Annotated in this window: 13 protein-coding genes and 1 pseudogene; 12 read left to right on the top strand and 2 right to left on the bottom strand. The window is 35.4% G+C overall.

Going from position 1 to position 17,368, the window contains the following annotated elements:
* The 10 genes and pseudogenes from ACFSJT_RS08445 to ACFSJT_RS08490 all read left to right on the top strand — a co-directional run.
* Positions 1 to 324 (top strand): annotated as a pseudogene (locus ACFSJT_RS08445) (REP-associated tyrosine transposase); the annotation flags it as partial.
* A gap of 81 nt (positions 325 to 405) precedes the next feature.
* Positions 406 to 1,347, top strand: a complete 942-nt coding sequence (locus ACFSJT_RS08450) for an RHS repeat domain-containing protein (protein ID WP_378319930.1) — start codon at positions 406 to 408, stop codon at positions 1,345 to 1,347.
* Between the two features lie 752 nt (positions 1,348 to 2,099).
* A complete protein-coding gene (locus tag ACFSJT_RS08455; RefSeq protein WP_378319818.1) occupies positions 2,100 to 2,363 on the top strand; it encodes a hypothetical protein in 264 nt (87 codons plus the stop codon).
* Positions 2,364 to 3,069: 706 nt separating this feature from the next.
* Positions 3,070 to 4,101: an oxygen-dependent tRNA uridine(34) hydroxylase TrhO gene (gene trhO / locus ACFSJT_RS08460; RefSeq protein ID WP_378319819.1), complete on the top strand. Its 1,032-nt coding sequence runs from the start codon at positions 3,070 to 3,072 to the stop codon at positions 4,099 to 4,101.
* 159 nt (positions 4,102 to 4,260) lie between these two features.
* On the top strand, positions 4,261 to 5,547 hold the full coding sequence (locus ACFSJT_RS08465; RefSeq protein WP_378319820.1) for a PSP1 domain-containing protein: 1,287 nt from the start codon (positions 4,261 to 4,263) through the stop codon (positions 5,545 to 5,547).
* The gene (locus ACFSJT_RS08470) at positions 5,534 to 6,025 is read left to right on the top strand and encodes a gliding motility lipoprotein GldH (protein WP_378319821.1); all 492 of its coding nucleotides are present in this window, start codon (positions 5,534 to 5,536) and stop codon (positions 6,023 to 6,025) included. Before ACFSJT_RS08465 ends, ACFSJT_RS08470 begins: the two co-directional genes overlap by 14 nt.
* 3 nt (positions 6,026 to 6,028) lie before the next feature.
* On the top strand, positions 6,029 to 8,371 hold the full coding sequence (locus tag ACFSJT_RS08475) for a penicillin-binding protein 1A (RefSeq protein WP_378319822.1): 2,343 nt from the start codon (positions 6,029 to 6,031) through the stop codon (positions 8,369 to 8,371).
* A gap of 160 nt (positions 8,372 to 8,531) precedes the next feature.
* Entirely contained in the window at positions 8,532 to 9,233 is a 702-nt protein-coding gene (locus ACFSJT_RS08480; RefSeq protein ID WP_378319823.1) for a CoA transferase subunit A, read from the top strand.
* A gap of 30 nt (positions 9,234 to 9,263) precedes the next feature.
* Positions 9,264 to 9,905, top strand: coding sequence for a peroxiredoxin (locus ACFSJT_RS08485; RefSeq protein ID WP_378319824.1), 642 nt, complete (start codon positions 9,264 to 9,266; stop codon positions 9,903 to 9,905).
* A gap of 21 nt (positions 9,906 to 9,926) precedes the next feature.
* Positions 9,927 to 10,583 (top strand): CoA transferase subunit B, encoded by a 657-nt coding sequence (locus tag ACFSJT_RS08490; protein WP_378319825.1) that lies wholly within the window; start codon positions 9,927 to 9,929, stop codon positions 10,581 to 10,583.
* 782 nt (positions 10,584 to 11,365) lie between these two features.
* Here ACFSJT_RS08490 and ACFSJT_RS08495 read toward each other — a convergent pair.
* On the bottom strand, positions 11,366 to 13,054 hold the full coding sequence (locus ACFSJT_RS08495) for an ABC transporter ATP-binding protein (RefSeq protein ID WP_378319826.1): 1,689 nt from the start codon (positions 13,052 to 13,054) through the stop codon (positions 11,366 to 11,368).
* A 103-nt stretch (positions 13,055 to 13,157) separates the two neighbouring features.
* Here ACFSJT_RS08495 and ACFSJT_RS08500 point away from each other — a divergent pair, with 103 nt between their 5' ends.
* Entirely contained in the window at positions 13,158 to 14,627 is a 1,470-nt protein-coding gene (locus tag ACFSJT_RS08500; RefSeq protein ID WP_378319827.1) for a sensor histidine kinase, read from the top strand.
* Positions 14,628 to 14,757: 130 nt separating this feature from the next.
* Positions 14,758 to 15,537: an enoyl-CoA hydratase/isomerase family protein gene (locus tag ACFSJT_RS08505; protein WP_378319828.1), complete on the top strand. Its 780-nt coding sequence runs from the start codon at positions 14,758 to 14,760 to the stop codon at positions 15,535 to 15,537.
* Between the two features lie 42 nt (positions 15,538 to 15,579).
* Here ACFSJT_RS08505 and ACFSJT_RS08510 read toward each other — a convergent pair whose 3' ends face one another.
* Positions 15,580 to 17,172, bottom strand: a complete 1,593-nt coding sequence (locus tag ACFSJT_RS08510) for a sulfatase-like hydrolase/transferase (RefSeq protein ID WP_378319829.1) — start codon at positions 17,170 to 17,172, stop codon at positions 15,580 to 15,582.
* Positions 17,173 to 17,368 lie beyond the last annotated feature (196 nt).

Below are 17,368 nucleotides of genomic sequence, written 5' to 3' on the forward strand. Positions count from 1 at the left end.
TCAGAACCAGAGAGTCGAAAGGAATGGATGCTTGATTTGTTTGCAAAAGCAGCAAAAACGCATAACCGTAATAAAGAGTTTCAATTCTGGCGATATGGTAATCATTCTGAAGAAGTTTATAGTAATAAATTTCTATGGTCAAAGTTAGATTATATTCATTTAAATCCTATACGAGCTGGTTGGGTAAATAAAGCTTCTCACTACATATATTCAAGCGCATCAAATTATGTAGAAGGGAATGGTATTTTAGAAATTACGCTTGCCGATAATCCAGTTATTGATGTCCAAAGCGATAATAAATTTTGGAATAGTTTATCTTGGTAGGCTACGAAGTTACAAACTTCGCAGAGCAGGTTATCGTACTCAGACAAAAACAAAGATGGATCCATCTCTCAAAGTGAAATCATCCAAGAGAAGAATTATTATCCTTTTGGGCTGGCTCATAAAGGGTACAATGATGTGACTAGAGGTAGGAATCATACTTATGGTTTTGGGAATAAAGAGGAGCAGGATGAGATAGGTCTGGGTTGGATTGATATTACTGCTAGAAACTATGACCCTGCATTAGGGAGATGGATGAATATTGATCCTTTGGCAGAACAAATGAGAAGACACTCTCCTTATAATTATGGATTTGATAATCCTGTTTATTTTATTGATCCGGATGGGATGAAGCCTTTTGGAGGTCCAATTAAGAAAAAAATAAGGTCAAGTAAGTCTGGTAATGTAAATCCAATCAGGACCGTATCTTCTGGGTTTAAAAATAATTGTTTGCGTTGTGGTCCTAGAAATCACTCTGTACCAACATCAAGAAAATCTAGTAATGGACAGAGCACTGAATACTCTAAGGTTGCTGATGATTTAAATACAACTCTTGGTAATATTTTAACAGGTGGTAAATCTTTAGAGTTAACATACTCTGTTAGCAAGGAAGTTACAACTACTACAGCTCAATATTTTGATAGTGAAGGAAACAAAGTTTCTAGTATCGACGAAGCTAGTAATTATATGGTAAATACAAATACAACAACTAGCACGGTAGATGTCAATATTGATGATATTTCAAAAGATGTGAATGTTACAAACACATCAACAACTGTTTCTTATGATGTTACAAATAATCCTGATGTAGAAGGAGGCAAAGAGCTTACCAATGCAAATTTGACTTCTAGTGAATCAAGTATGTCAACTATTAATTTTGATGAAGCAGATCAAGATCTTAAGAATGATGCAAAATTAGAAGCTAAGAATAATGTTATTAATGCATTGAAATCTGCAACTGATAAAGCCAAAGGAGCAAGTAAATCTATGGAAAAAAACTTATGGGAATCTATGAAAAAGTTTTAAAAAAATATATGTTATGAATATGAAAATGCTATTAAAAATTATTTTAATTATACTTACTACATATTGTATCTTATCAGTTGTGAGATCACTTGGATTATTGTTCTTAGCCTATAGTGACAGCTATTTTTATAATTTTGATTTTGGAAAAGAACAGTTTTCTGAAAAAAGGTTTATTTACGATAGAGTATATTTTCTAATCACTTATATTTTAGGCTTAATAGTTTCAATTTCAATTAAAAGATTTTTTGATATTAATTGGTTGTATTACATAATTTGCATGATCTTAGGACTAGTGGTTTTTATCTTATTAGATGCGGACTATGTTCGTCATATTTTTGCTCTATTTGATAATGTTAGAACCAATATTTGGCTTCAAGTATTTGTGTTTACAATTATAGCGTTTATTAATTTAGTTCTAAAGAATAGATTATATAGAGATCCCCAAGCTAATGCGAGGGAAACTAAGTAATCCCGATCGCGCGGAATTGCATTCCGTGCTGAATATAAGTAAGTGATAAGAGTAATAAATGATAAGGACCAGCTACAATGATTTGCAGCTGGTTTTTTATGTTCCAAAATAAAATAATCAAAAAATATCGTTAATACTTCATCAAATTAGTGCAGTTCATCTTTAATTAAGGTAAGTGATCGAAAAGTCACCGTTAAAGGGTATTTTTCCCCTGCTGTGGGTCTTGACATGGGTTATTATTAGTAGTAGGTTTGGTCTTGAATTACCAAAAAAGGTGAGCCAAATGAATGTCACTAAACAAATCAACCTAATCAAAAGAGTAGACCAGCTTATTAGACTACAAGCCACAGGTACCCCAGAAGAATTGGCTTACAAATTAGAGGTGTCTAAATCAAAATTGTACCGTATCATCAATATGATGAAAGACTTTAATGCACCTATAGAGTACAATACGATGTTAGAAACGTATACTTATAAAAAAGAAGTACAATTTAGCTTTGGGTTTTACACGCAACAGAATACTATGTTAACAGCCAACGGTACTTAAATCTAGTGTAAAAAAATTGCAAAGATTGATATCAACCACTCTTTAATGGAGTGGTTTTTTTATGCTCTAAAAGTGAAGTAATACCAGTTCTTATATGAAGTAACTGATATACGAATTGAACTATTTTGATTTTAGGCAAGGCAAAAAATTTATGGATAGCCATAGCTATCGATCAATTTTATAACGAAGCATCAAGTCAAAAGAGACAATTTTATACGGTAATTTCATGTGAGAAATGGTATAATCAACCAACCCCCCAAATCTATAACAACAAAAAACAGTGCCAAAGATATAGATCAGCTATTCATCTCGTTACCAAAGTATGTAGTACAAAGATTGAGAACCATACCTATTTATTGTGATTTTGTCACGCAACCCTTTTATTTCGTCTGCATCTACCTTAAAAGCAAAAATGAACAAAGAAGGAGAAAGGTGAGTTATGAAATTTCTTAAAAGAGTTATAAGACATCACCATGATGGCTGTACGGTTACTAATATTAGTAATTGTATCGTTGAAGGTGGCTAGCTTCGTTATTATATGATTTTAATCGTTAAAATTAATAAATAACGAATTAGCCAAAAAATCCCTGGGAAATCTATTTCCAGGGATTTTTTTATTCAAGTTGCTGTTATTCTTGCATATTACACTATGATTTGTAATTTTGCTCGAAATAGTAAATCTTTTAACTTAAAATAGTAGTATAGCATGCAACTGTACAATAAATTAAGTGCAAAAGAAAGAGCAGCGCTCATCGACGAGGCCGGTACCGACCGGCTAACGCTATCTTTCTATCAATACGCACACATTGGCAATCCAGAAATCTTCAGAAATCATCTTTTTATTCATTGGGACGAGCTTGATGTATTAGGTCGAATTTATGTGGCTAAAGAAGGTATCAATGCACAATTATCGGTTCCGGCACCAAATTTCAGAGCTTTTAAAGAGCACTTAGATAGTATTTCTTTTTTAGAAAATGTGAGGCTCAATATTGCCCGGGAACAAGATGCCAAGTCGTTTTTAAAACTGAAAGTGAAAGTGCGTCATAAAATTGTTGCAGACGGATTAAATGATGAGACCTTTGATGTAACCAACAAAGGAGTTCATGTAGATGCGTCAACATTTAATGAATTGATCGAGGATCCAGAGACCGTTTTGGTCGATATGCGTAATCATTATGAAAGTGAGATCGGGCATTTCAAAAATGCAGTGACTCCAGATGTAGATACTTTTAGAGATTCTCTCGATATTATCGAAGAAGACCTTAAAGATCATAAAGAAGACAAAAAACTGGTGATGTATTGTACAGGTGGTATTCGATGCGAAAAAGCCAGTGCATATTATAAACACAAAGGCTTCAAAAAAGTATTTCAGTTAGAGGGTGGTATCATCGAATATGCAAGACAAGTTGAAGAGAAAGGTCTTGAGAATAAGTTCTTTGGTAAAAACTTTGTTTTTGATCATAGAAGGGCCGAACGTATATCTGATGAAATAGTTTCAAATTGCCATCAATGTGGAAAACCTTGTGATACGCACGTAAATTGTGATAATGAAGCCTGTCATTTATTATTTATTCAATGTGAGAATTGCGCGGTAGAATTAGAAAACTGTTGTTCAACGGCATGTATGGAAATTAACAGATTGCCTTATGAAGAGCAAAAAGCACTTAGAAAAGGGAAAGGAAACAGTAATAAAATATTTAAAAAAGGACGTTCTGAAGCATTGAAATACAAGAAGTAATACGCACAGAGACTAAGATACTGTAGAAGATAATTTTTTTTATCCTCTTTTCCTAGTATCTTTAACGATTAAGATGTCAAGATCTATCGGTTTTGACAATAGTAAGAACCATATTTGCTGTGATTGCGGTTGCAGGCAAATTTCAATATAAGAGTACATATGGGATGTAGTAGTTGTTCCTCCGGAAAAGACGGACAACCAAAAGGATGTAAGAATAATGGTACTTGCGGTACCGATGGTTGTAATAAATTAACAGTTTTTGATTGGCTCTCCAACATGTCACTTCCTAGTGGTGCTGCTCCTTTCTCTTGTGTCGAAATACGATTTAAGAACGGAAGAAAGGGTTTTTTTAGAAATGCAGAGAATTTTTCTTTAAGTATTGGCGATATCGTAGCTACAGAAGCCTCACCAGGACACGATGTAGGGATAGTTTCTCTTACCGGCGAATTGGTTCGTATCCAAATGAAAAAGAAAAAAGTTGATTTGGATAGTGATGAGATTAAGAAAGTCTACAGAAAAGCCTCACAAAAAGATATAGATATTTGGCAAAAATCCAGAGATAGAGAAGAAACAATGAAAGTCAGGGCAAGAGAAATTGCTATTAGACTTGATTTGCAAATGAAAATCTCTGATATCGAATTTCAGGGGGATGGATCTAAAGCTACTTTTTATTATACTGCCGAAGAGCGTGTTGATTTCAGACAATTAATTAAAGAGTTTGCACACGAATTTAGTACCCGCATAGAGATGCGTCAAGTTGGTTTTAGACAAGAGGCGGCTAGGTTAGGGGGGATTGGTTCTTGTGGACGCGAATTGTGCTGTTCTACATGGCTTACCGATTTTAGATCGGTAAATACCAGTGCGGCAAGATACCAACAATTGTCTCTTAACCCACAAAAATTGGCCGGACAATGCGGAAAATTAAAATGTTGTCTAAACTATGAGTTAGATGCCTATATAGATGCATTAAATGATTTTCCTAAAGCTGAAACCAAACTGTATACAGAAAAGGGTACAGCGGTTTGTCAAAAAATAGACATCTTTAAAGGATATCTATGGTATGCCTACGAAGGAGAATGGATGAATTGGCATAAGATCTCTACCGAGCATGCCAAAGAAATAATTGCAGCGAATACGAATAAAGAAAAAGTTGCAGGCCTTGAAGAATTTGCTTCAGAACTATTAGAAGATACTAAAACAGATTTTGAGAACGTTGTAGGGCAAGATAGTCTTACTCGATTTGATCAACCCAAACACAGTAGAAGAAGGAGAAAAAATCGAAACAAAAGAAGAAATACAAGTAAAGGAGGAGGTTCTTCAGAAAAACAGACAGTCGCTACAAATAAATCAAAAGGAGGAAATTCTGAAAATAAAAACACGGGTAAACCAAAAAATCAACGTAATAAAAGACATCGGTCACGTAACAGGAACAATGATAAATCGTAGGTTTGTTATATTATTTTTTACACTAATTGCTATAATTTCTTGTGACAAAAAACAAGTTTTTGACGAATATAAAACAGTATCTGATGCCTGGGAAATCGAAGAAGAAATCAACTTTACCTTACCAGAATTAGATACCTTAAAAACATACAATTTATTCATCAACGTGCGCAACAATAATTCGTACAGATATAGTAATTTGTTTTTAATTAGTGAAATGAAGTTTCCAAACGGGAAAGTGATCACCGATACCCTTGAGTACGATATGGCTGCACCTAATGGAGAATGGTTAGGAACTGGTTTTTCTGACCTTAAAGAAAATAAATTGTGGTATAAAGAAAATGTTAGTTTTGCAGAGCAAGGTAGCTATACGATCAAATTACAACATGCCATGCGAAAGAATGGCGAAGTAGATGGTATATATTCTTTGGAAGGAATTACTGATATTGGATTTAGAATAGAACATGCTCAAAACCCTTAAAAAATGGCAAAGGCAACACCTAAATTGACAAAAAAGAAAAGAACCAATATAAAAAGCTCAGGACTTAGTACACTTAAGTATATAAAAGCCTTTTGGATAACATTTGCATCAGGAATTTTTCTAATTGTCCTGTTGTTTCTTTTTGCAAGCTGGGGATTTTATGGCGAAATGCCAAAGTTTGAAGAGTTAGAAAACCCGCAAAACGATCTTGCTACGCAAATTATATCTTCAGATGGGGTGCAAATCGGTACTTTTTTTAAAGAAAATCGTACTCCGGTGAGTTTTGAAGATCTGCCACAACATCTGGTAGATGCTTTAGTAGCTACTGAAGATGCCAGATATTATGATCATTCAGGAATTGATGCCAGAGGGACGTTGCGGGCGTTTATTTTTCTGGGTAGTAAAGGGGGAGCCAGTACCATTTCTCAACAGTTATCAAAACAATTATTTACCGGTGGGTCTAGAAATATTTGGGAGCGTTTTAAACAGAAATTAAAAGAATGGGTAATCGCCACTCGTTTAGAGAGACAATATACCAAAAATGAGATCATCACCATGTATCTTAATAAGTATGATTTCTTAAATCAGGCTATCGGTATAAGTTCGGCATCACGAATTTATTTTGGAAAAAAGCCAAGCGAATTAAAGGTGGAAGAAGCAGCCGTATTAGTAGGGATGCTTAAAAACTCTTCGCTTTTCAATCCGTTACGACGACCTGAAATGGTTAAAAACAGACGAAATGTTGTACTTGGCCAGATGGAAAAGTACAATTACCTCTCAGAAAAAGTTAGTGACAGCCTAAAACAATTGCCCCTAGACTTAGATTATTCTCCAGAAGGCCATTCAGATGGGACAGCAACGTATTTTAGAGAATATGTACGTAGTTGGATGGCAGACTGGGTAAAAAATAATCCAAAAGGCGAGAACGAAGAAGGTGAAACAGAATATTTTGACATCTATAGAGATGGTCTGCGAATTAATGTTACTATAGATTCAAGGATGCAAAAATATGCTGAAGAGGCCACAGCAGAACATATGGCAAACCTTCAGAAAGAATTTAATAAGCAAGAAAAAAATAACAAAACCAGCCCGTTTAGAGATATAACAAAAGAAGAAAAGGATAGGATTATCGAAAGAGCAATAAGAAGTTCTGCACGAAGAAAGAAAATGCTAAGTGAAGGAAAAAGCGAAAAAGAAATTCGTGCATCTTTTGATGAAAAGACTGAAATGACAGTCTTTAGCTGGAAAGGGGAAATAGACACTATTATGACCCCAAAAGATTCCATTATATATTACAAGCAATTCTTGCGATCGGGATTAATGTCTATGGAGCCTCAAACCGGGCATGTAAAAGCATGGGTCGGGGGAGTAGATTACAAACATTTTCAATACGATCATGTATATCAAGGAGCTCGTCAGGTAGGTTCGACTTTTAAGCCATTCGTATATGCAACTGCAATCGATCAATTAAAATTGTCACCATGTGATACCTTACCCATGTCTCAAATTACAATTCCGGCAGGTTCACACGGAGTGATAGAAGAAGATTGGACCCCTAAAAACAGTGATGCAGAGTATACGGGCTACATGAGCCTTAAGGAGGCGTTGGCAAAGTCGGTTAATACAATTTCTGCAAGGTTAATGGATAAAATAGGTCCGGCACCTATTGCTAAACTTGCACGAAAAACAGGAATACAATCAGATATTCTGGAGGTAGCTTCGATTGCTCTAGGATCTGTGGATATCAAATTGTCAGAAATGGTGGGAGCATACAGTACATTTGCCAATCAAGGAATTTATACGAAACCGGTAATGATCACCAGTATCGAAGATAAAAATGGAGCGGTATTATACCAATTTGTTCCAGAAACACGCGATGTAATCAGCAAAGAAGCTGCTTTTGTAACCATTAACTTGATGGAAGGTGTAACCAGATCTGGATCAGGAACCCGACTAAGAACCGGGCCATCTACGAGATATTCTATCAAAAATGTAGTCACGGGCCATCCCTATGGATTTGATAATCCTATTGCCGGTAAAACCGGAACTACACAAAATCAAAGTGATGGTTGGTTTATGGGTATTGTTCCTAACCTATGTACCGGAGTTTGGGTTGGGGGAGATGATAGATCTACTCATTTCAAGGATACAGAATTTGGACAAGGTGCTACCATGGCGCTGCCTATTTGGGCATTATATATGAAGAAATGCTATGCAGATAAAACATTAGAGGTTTCAAAAGAGGCCTTCGCTGCACCAGAAAATCTTTCTATCGAAATTGATTGCGAAGCCTACAAAAAGCGCAATATTATAAATAATAATTCAGAAGACGAATTTAGTCTATAAGTGTTGTTTGGCTATCGATTAAATTATTGAACTCATCTTGACTTTTAATCATTTTTTAGGAAATGAAAGAGTCAAGATAAGTTCATTGATAAAACTATTCCTTTTCAAACATTGTAATCCTATTTTTTTAGTACTTTTAGTTGGCTAAAATTAGAACAGTATGATTCGTAAAACGGTACCCAATGTTTCTGAAGCTTTATCAGGTATAAAAGATGACATGACCTTGATGCTAGGGGGCTTTGGTCTATGTGGTATTCCTGAAAATGCAATAGCAGAACTCGTAAAATTAAATGTGAAAGGACTAACCTGCATCTCAAACAACGCTGGGGTGGATGACTTTGGTTTGGGTCTGTTACTTCAAAAAAAGCAAATTAAAAAAATGGTTTCTTCTTATGTAGGAGAAAACGATGAGTTCGAACGACAAATGTTAAGTGGCGAATTAGATGTAGAATTGATACCACAAGGAACGTTAGCAGAAAGATGTCGTGCAGCACAAGGAGGTTTTCCTGCAATCTATACTCCGGCAGGCTATGGCACAGAAGTCGCCGAAGGAAAAGAAACCAGAGAGTTTAATGGAAAAATGTATGTCTTAGAGCATGCATTTAAAGCAGATTTTGCATTTGTAAAAGCCTGGAAAGGGGATGAGGCCGGGAATTTAATTTTCAAAGGAACGGCAAGGAACTTTAACCCATGTATGTGTGGAGCTGCAAAAATTACCGTAGCCGAGGTTGAAGAATTGGTCCCTGCAGGAGCATTAGATCCCGATCACATACACATTCCAGGAATTTTTGTTCAGCGAATCTTTCAAGGAGAACAATACGAAAAACGAATAGAACAACGCACTGTTCGTAAAAGAGAATGATATTTCAAAAATCTTAAAAACACATAAATCATGGCAGCATTACGATTAGGAGATGAAGCACCAAACTTCACTGCACAAACTACAGAAGGAGAAATCAATTTTCACGACTGGCTGGGAGATAGCTGGGGGATTCTATTCTCACATCCGGCAGATTATACTCCTGTTTGTACGACAGAATTAGGAACGGTTGCAAAATATACAGACGAGTTTAACAAACGTAATGTGAAAGTTACCGCGTTAAGCGTAGACGGATTAGAATCCCATCATGGTTGGATAAAGGATATTAATGAAACGCAAAGTACTACGGTTAACTTTCCAATTATTGCAGATGAAGATAGAAAAGTTTCTGAGTTGTATGATATGATCCATCCAAAGGCTGATAGTCAATTAACAGTGCGTTCTGTTTTTGTAATCGGGCCAGATAAGAAAATCAAACTTACCCTTACCTATCCGGCATCTACAGGCAGAAATTTTGATGAGTTGCTACGGGTTATCGATTCATTACAATTAACGGCGTATCATAAAGTTGCTACGCCTGCCAACTGGAATCAAGGGGAAGATTGTGTTATTGTGCCTTCGGTTACTACTGAAGAAATTGCGGATTTATTTCCCAAAGGACACAAAGAGATAAAGCCTTATCTAAGAATGACACCACAACCTAATTTGAATTAACAATAATTATAGAATTTATGTATGCTAGATAAAAACGGAATCGCAAAGCGCATAGCAAAAGAACTAAAAGATGGATATTTTGTTAATCTAGGTATTGGGATACCCACATTGGTAGCGAATTATATCCCCGAAGGAATCGAAGTCGAGTTTCAAAGCGAAAACGGGGTTTTGGGTATGGGACCTTTTCCTTTTGAAGGAGAAGAGGACCCGGATGTTATTAATGCCGGTAAGCAGACCATTACAACCATGCCGGGAGCGTCATTTTTTGATTCGGCAACAAGTTTTAACATGATTCGTGGCCAGCACGTAGATCTTACTATTTTGGGAGCCATGGAAGTTTCTGAAGATGGAGATATTGCAAATTGGAAAATTCCCGGGAAAATGGTTAAAGGAATGGGGGGAGCCATGGACCTGGTTGCTAGCGCTGAGAATATTATTGTGGCTATGATGCATACCAATAAGGCGGGAGCTTCTAAATTACTTAAAAAATGTTCATTACCACTAACCGGGGTGAATTGTGTAAAAAAGGTGGTTACAAATTTAGCCATGCTTGAAATTACCGATAAAGGATTCAGACTTTTAGAAAGAGCCCCTGGGGTAAGTGTCGAAGAAATTAAAAATGCTACCGAAGGAAATCTTATCATCGAAGGAAATATCCCCGAAATGTCTTTGAGCTAAATTTTGTACTAATTCTTTCGAATAGTAAACGAATAATAATTGGATGATCACAAATAATAATTTAGCAACAATGGCGTTATTTACTTTTAAGTCTTTACAAAATGGATTTTGAAAGAAAAATACTACACTTTCAAGAGGTTTTGTTATGTCTTAAACCTTTGCTTTAACCCATAAAAACAGGTAAAAGCAGTTTAAATGTTAAAATTTAGTGTATTTTATCGATTTTTTAATGTATTTAAACGTCATTATTGAAAATAATTTGCATATTAGTAACCCCTTAATAAACAGTGCCCCTATATACATTGTTTTTTAAGTTTAGAAAATGAATTATTAACCCACACAGTTATCCCTATTATGAAAAAGCGTATGAATCGTCTACAGAAGTCAGTTAAACCTACAATGGAATTGATTTCTAACTGTATTTATTTAGCTAAGAAAGTTTTTTTGTTGATGTGATTTTTTTGTTATTAACAAATCGCGCAATCTTTACCCCCAAGTCGCGATGAATGAAACCTGTTAAACTGTTAAGCTTAACAGGTTTTTTCATTTGTTAAATCGACTTGTGATTATACCTTTTAATGCATAAACCAGGTTTAAGATAATGCACTTGTAAAGCTGAAGATTTAAAAAGAATTAAATGTGTCATTACTCATTAATTTAATTTTGAAGAAGTCTGTTTCTAAATCTTATATTGTGCAGATTTCTTAAGGTCTTCCTAGGTGGTGGCTTCCAGGATAGCTCTTTATGGATTCATCAATAGTTTCTACTTTTTATTTTTAGAATCATTTTCCTTTGGGTATAGCGGCTATCAGTTTTTTTGTGTACTCTTTTTTAGGATGTTCGTAAATGATGTCTGCATCTCCATGCTCTTCGATACTACCATTGTTCATGACCAATAACTGATCAGACATATATTTTACTACAGCAAGATCGTGAGATATAAATATATAGGTAAAACCTAATTTTTCTTTCAGTTCATTCAATAGATTCAGGACTTGAGCTTGTACGGATATATCTAATGCGCTTACAGATTCATCGCAAATAATAAGTTTTGGTTCTAAAGCGATAGTTCTGGCAATACCTATACGTTGCCGTTGACCTCCACTAAATTCGTGTGGATAACGATCAAAATGTTCTTTTTCTAAGCCAACACGTTCTAATAATTCTATTGTTTTTTCTCTTCTCTTTGTATCATTACCGTACAATGCATGAGCTTTCATGGGTTCCATAATGGCTTTACCAATCGTTAATCTTGGATTTAATGACGCAAAGGGATCCTGAAAAATTAATTGCATTTCTTTTCTAAGACTTCGTATTTGAGATGAAGGCAATTGAGTAATATCGACTCCACGATAGAGTATTTGACCAGCTGTAGCTTTGTCTAGCTGCAAAATTGCATTTCCGAGCGTTGATTTACCGCAACCAGATTCACCAACAAGACCCAGCGTTTCTCCCTCATAAAGTTTAAAACTTACACTATTAACAGCTTTAAGTTCTTTTTTTTCGAATAAGCCTACTTTGGAAAAATAAACTTTTTCTGCATTGATAACTTCTAATAAGGGTGGGCCGCTATACAAATCTTTATGATGTTGTTCTCGTTGTTCTTTGGTAATAATTTCTCGATGTTGATTGGTATGATTTAGAAAATCTGCGATAGTAGGTAATTCTTTCAATCTTACATCCAGATCTGGTCTTGCACTAATCAATGCTTTTGTATATTCCTCTTCTGGATGATGAAATATTTGGCTTGCCGATCCGTATTCAATCATTTTCCCCTGGTACATTACCAAAACATGGTCTGCAATTTCAGATACCAAAGAGAGATCATGAGAGATAAACAAAATACTCATCTTATACTCCTTTTGTAGGCTTTTCAAAAGATGTATGATCTCTTTTTGCACAGTTACATCCAGGGCAGTGGTCGGTTCGTCTGCAATAAGAAGCTTGGGTTTGCAGGCAATAGCCATAGCGATCATGATACGCTGTTTTTGTCCGCCACTTAATTCGTGAGGATAGGATCTATAAGCCCTTTCGGGATCTGGGAGTTTTACCTTTACAAACAAAGACAATACTTCAGCTTTCACTTCTTTATTTGACAATGAAGTATGTTGAAAAAGAACCTCTGCAACCTGCTTTCCGCATCTCATCGAAGGATTTAAAGAGCTCATAGGCTCCTGAAAAATCATGGCAATTTGGTTACCTCTTATGGATTGATATTGTTTTTCAGTAAGATTTGTGATTGATGCTCCATTAAATAGGACCTCTCCAGTTACTTTAGTTGTTTTACTTGGCAATAAACCAAGAACGGCTAAAGAGGCTACCGATTTTCCGCTTCCTGATTCTCCAACAACCCCTAATATTTCATCTTTTTTGATAGTAAAAGAAATATCGTGAAGCACTTGATTTTCAGTTTTTTCTGAAAAAAAAGAAACGCATAGATGTCGTACAGAAAGTAACGTTGTATCTTCCATAATAATAAAGCTAGGTAAATTTAGGGAATTCAATAGTTTTCAGGATTCGTTTTACCAACTATTTTGGTGTGATATTTGTTATATTTATAGCTCAAAGAATACTATGAAGCTATCAAAACTTTCCCTTCGTACCCGCATTTTTATTTCTATGACTTTATTGGTGTTAATAGCTTCGATATTAATAGGTGCGGTTTCCATTTATCAATATAAAGAAGAGGCAGAAGAATATCACCAGGAGCGATTAGAGAGAAAAGAAGAACGAATTCAGATTGCAATCAATAATGCCTTAAAAAGCACCACCTATCCGGTAAACGAAGAAAATCTTAAATTAATTTTTAGAGAGCGGGATCGGATCTATCAGATTTCGCAAGAACATTCGCTACCCATCAATGTATATTCACTATCTGGTGAGCTTTTGGTAAAATCTGAAGGTGTTTTTGCAAAAGATACTACCGATAAACAACTTAGTCCTTTAATTCTAGATACCTTAGAATCATTATACGATAAAAAATATCTTGTTAAATCAGAAAAAAACGGAGAAAAATTCTTGACCTCATATACGTATATTACTGATATTCGATCTAAACCTTTAGGTATTTTAAACTTACCTTATTTAGAGGATGATGATCTAATTACCAGGGAGCTCATAGAATTTCTTCAGCGAGTAGGGCAAGTTTATATTTTCATGTTTCTGATTGCCATTGTATTGGCCTATTTTTTATCTAAATATATTACCAGATCCCTCAAAACTATTTCAGAAACCATTGATCAGACGAGGTTAGACAAACGAAATAAACGAATTGATATAGGAGATGCCAGTGATGAGATTCATTCTTTGGTTAATGCGTATAATAGTATGATTGATGAGCTTGAACAAAGTGCTGTAAAATTAGCCAGGAGCGAAAGAGAAGCTGCGTGGAGGGAAATGGCAAAGCAAGTAGCCCATGAGATTAAGAATCCGTTAACCCCAATGCGACTAACTGTCCAGAGCTTTCAAAGAAAATTTGATCCCAATGATCCGAATGCATATCAAAAAGTTCAGGAATATAGCGATACTTTAATACAGCAAATTGACACCATGAGTTCGATTGCCTCTGCATTCTCTAATTTTGCACAAATGCCGGCACAAAAAAATGAAACATTAGATGTAGTTAAAATTGTAGGTCTGGCGTTAGATATTTTTAATGAAGATTATATTATTTTCCCTTCAGAAAAAGAGGAAATCATTGCCAAATTTGATAGAACACAGTTGATAAGAGTAGTGACTAACCTAGTAAAAAACGGGATACAGGCCATTCCTGAAGATCGAGTTCCAAAAATTATTGTGGATGTGTTTTCTGAAAATGGTGAAGTGGTTATTACCGTAGCAGACAATGGTGCGGGAATTACTGCAGAAAACAAAAAGAAAATCTTTGAACCTAAGTTTACCACAAAAACAAGTGGTATGGGATTAGGATTGGGAATGGTAAAAAATATAGTGGAAACCTATAACGGAAGTATTACCTTTACCTCGCAAGAAGGAAAAGGAACTGTTTTCAAAGTTAAGTTTCCAAGGGAACCTGTAATTTCTTAGTAATTTGTTTATTAGTAGCTGAAACCTGACAGATGCATTCATTTTTTTGTAAAAACAAATTTTTAAACAGCTTTATACTTTAAAAGAGACCGTAAACAACAATTAACTATCACAAAAAATAATATACAATATGTACACTAATATTCTTACTTCTCAAAACAACGGAATTTCAACAATAACTATTAATCGACCATCAAAACTGAATGCTCTTAATAAAGAGACCATTCAAGAATTACACGCTGCTTTTAGAGTGGCAGATCTTGATCACGATACCAAAGTAGTTATTATAACAGGTAGTGGTGAAAAAGCTTTCGTTGCCGGGGCAGATATTAGCGAATTTGCTAATTTTTCGGTTAGCGAAGGAGGCAAACTTGCGGCAAAAGGACAAGAGCTATTGTTTGACTTTGTAGCCAATCTTTCTACACCCGTAATCGCAGCCGTAAATGGATTTGCACTAGGCGGCGGACTTGAGTTGGCCATGGCTGCGCATTTTAGAATTGCAAGTGCTAATGCAAAAATGGGACTGCCTGAGGTTTCTTTGGGTGTAATACCTGGTTATGGGGGCACACAACGTTTACCCCAATTAATAGGTAAGGGTAGAGCTATGGAAATGATTATGACCGCAGGAATGATTGATGCTAATCAAGCACTGCAATATGGATTGGTAAACCACGTGACAACATTAGACGAATTACTTCCGCTTGCAGAGAAAATAGGGGGTAAAATTATGAGAAATTCGTCTGTAGCGATAAGTGCTGCTATTACATCTGTAAATGCTGGTTATGAGGATGGTGTAAATGGTTTTAAAACCGAAATTGAACAATTTGGTAATTGCTTTGGTACCGAAGATTTTAAAGAAGGAACTACTGCTTTTCTAGAAAAGCGCAAAGCCGATTTTCCTGGGAAATAAAAATTAGGCCGGGTGTAAAAATCCCCGGCCTTTTAAATACAACTATTTCTTCAAAAAGCGCTTTATTATTTTCTTTTTGTCAAATTCAATTTCAATAAAATAAAGAGCCGGATCAATTTCAGTTAGGCTAACGATTTTTATTTTATTATCAGAAGAACCGGATATTACAATGTTTCCGTAAATATCTACAATGTTATATTTGAATGTGCCTACTTCGTCAAAAGCGGAAATGGTTATTTGTTCAGAAGAAGGATTTGGATATATCTGTACATCTATAAAGCGATCGTCTCTTACCGTGGTATTGGATATGTTTGTAGCTCCTGTTAATTGATTGAGTTGATCAGATAATTCAATATAATTATTTTGTGCATTGGCAGAAAGGGTTTGACTTAACAAGTTATTGTTTTCAAAAGGATCATTGTTTAAATTATAAAATTCTTCAATTCCGTTGTCAAACCTAATTAACTTAAATGTAGTATTCCGAATAGTTTTTCCATCACTTTGTTCGTTAAGACCTGAAAGTTCAGAAAAAACCCAATTCCTTACAGAAGTGCTTTCATTTTTGATAATTGGCAACAAGCTTTTAGAGTCGATTATAATGTTGCTAGGAATAGTATTTAAAGTATTTATACCCATTAAATCAAGTGAAGTTGCAAATATATCCAGTGTGTTGATTAGTGCATTACTTTGCCTTCCACCACTGTTTATTGCGGGACCTGAAATAATCATAGGAACATTTACTCCGCCTTCATATAAGGTGGTTTTGGAACGGTTAGGATCAAAAGGAGCCTGGACCACCTGTTCGGTAGTGCCGTTATCTCCTATGAAAATAATATTGGTATTATCGAACTGCCCTGTTTGTTTTAGGTGCTGAAAAAGTCTTCCGATTTCAGTATCCATTGCTTCAACCATTGCTTTAAAATAAGGGATAGGCCTTGTTCTTATATCCCTGAATGACCCACTTAAATTATCGAAACTGTGAAGTTCAACTGGAGGTAGATGAAAGGGAGTATGCGGGTTCGTAAAAGCAAGCCATTGAAACCATGGGCCTGCTTGTTGATCTATCCATCGAATAGCATCGTCAACATTTTCGGAAGTAGCATAATTAGAAACAGTTACAGTTATACCATTTGTGGTTTTATTCCATTCAAAATAGTTGGAAGCACCTGTTAGTAACCCTGAATAATAATCAAATCCCATAAGATTAGGGTTGTCATCACCACCGTTAGTATCATCACTTAGATGCCATTTGCCAATACACGCATTAGCATAACCAGACAGTGAAGTTTTAATCACGTCAGGAAGGGTAAATTCTTCTGTATTGATACCTTGGCCGCCGTTTCTTCCTCCTACTACATTTGTAATTCCTGTCCTAAATCCATATCGTCCTGTTAATATACCAGCACGGGTAGGTGAGCATACCGGATTAGACCAGGCGTTGTTAAATTGGATTCCAGTAGCCGATAATTCGTTAATATTAGGGGTAGAGGCAAAATCTGACCCTTCTTCATAAGTAGACATATAATCTACACCGAGATCATCAGCAATGATAATTAAAACATTGTTTTGCTGAGCAAATGTTGTTACTGAAAATCCAATGAGTAAGATTTTCAAGTGCAAAATGATTTTTTTCATGTTCTTTATATTTAAGTTTAGTTACTATAGTGTAGACTCACAAAATGGCTGAAGGTTTAAAAAAACAGGAAGAGTTTTATAGAAACTGGCCTCAATACATTTTCTAGGTTTTTTAGGTAAGTGCAACTCTCAACAATTATTTTTCTAATAAAATTGCAGATTAAAGGTATTTGCAAGTGTTTTTGGTGCGGAATAT

The organism is Aquimarina celericrescens (assembly GCF_042682765.1).
Classification (GTDB): domain Bacteria; phylum Bacteroidota; class Bacteroidia; order Flavobacteriales; family Flavobacteriaceae; genus Aquimarina; species Aquimarina celericrescens.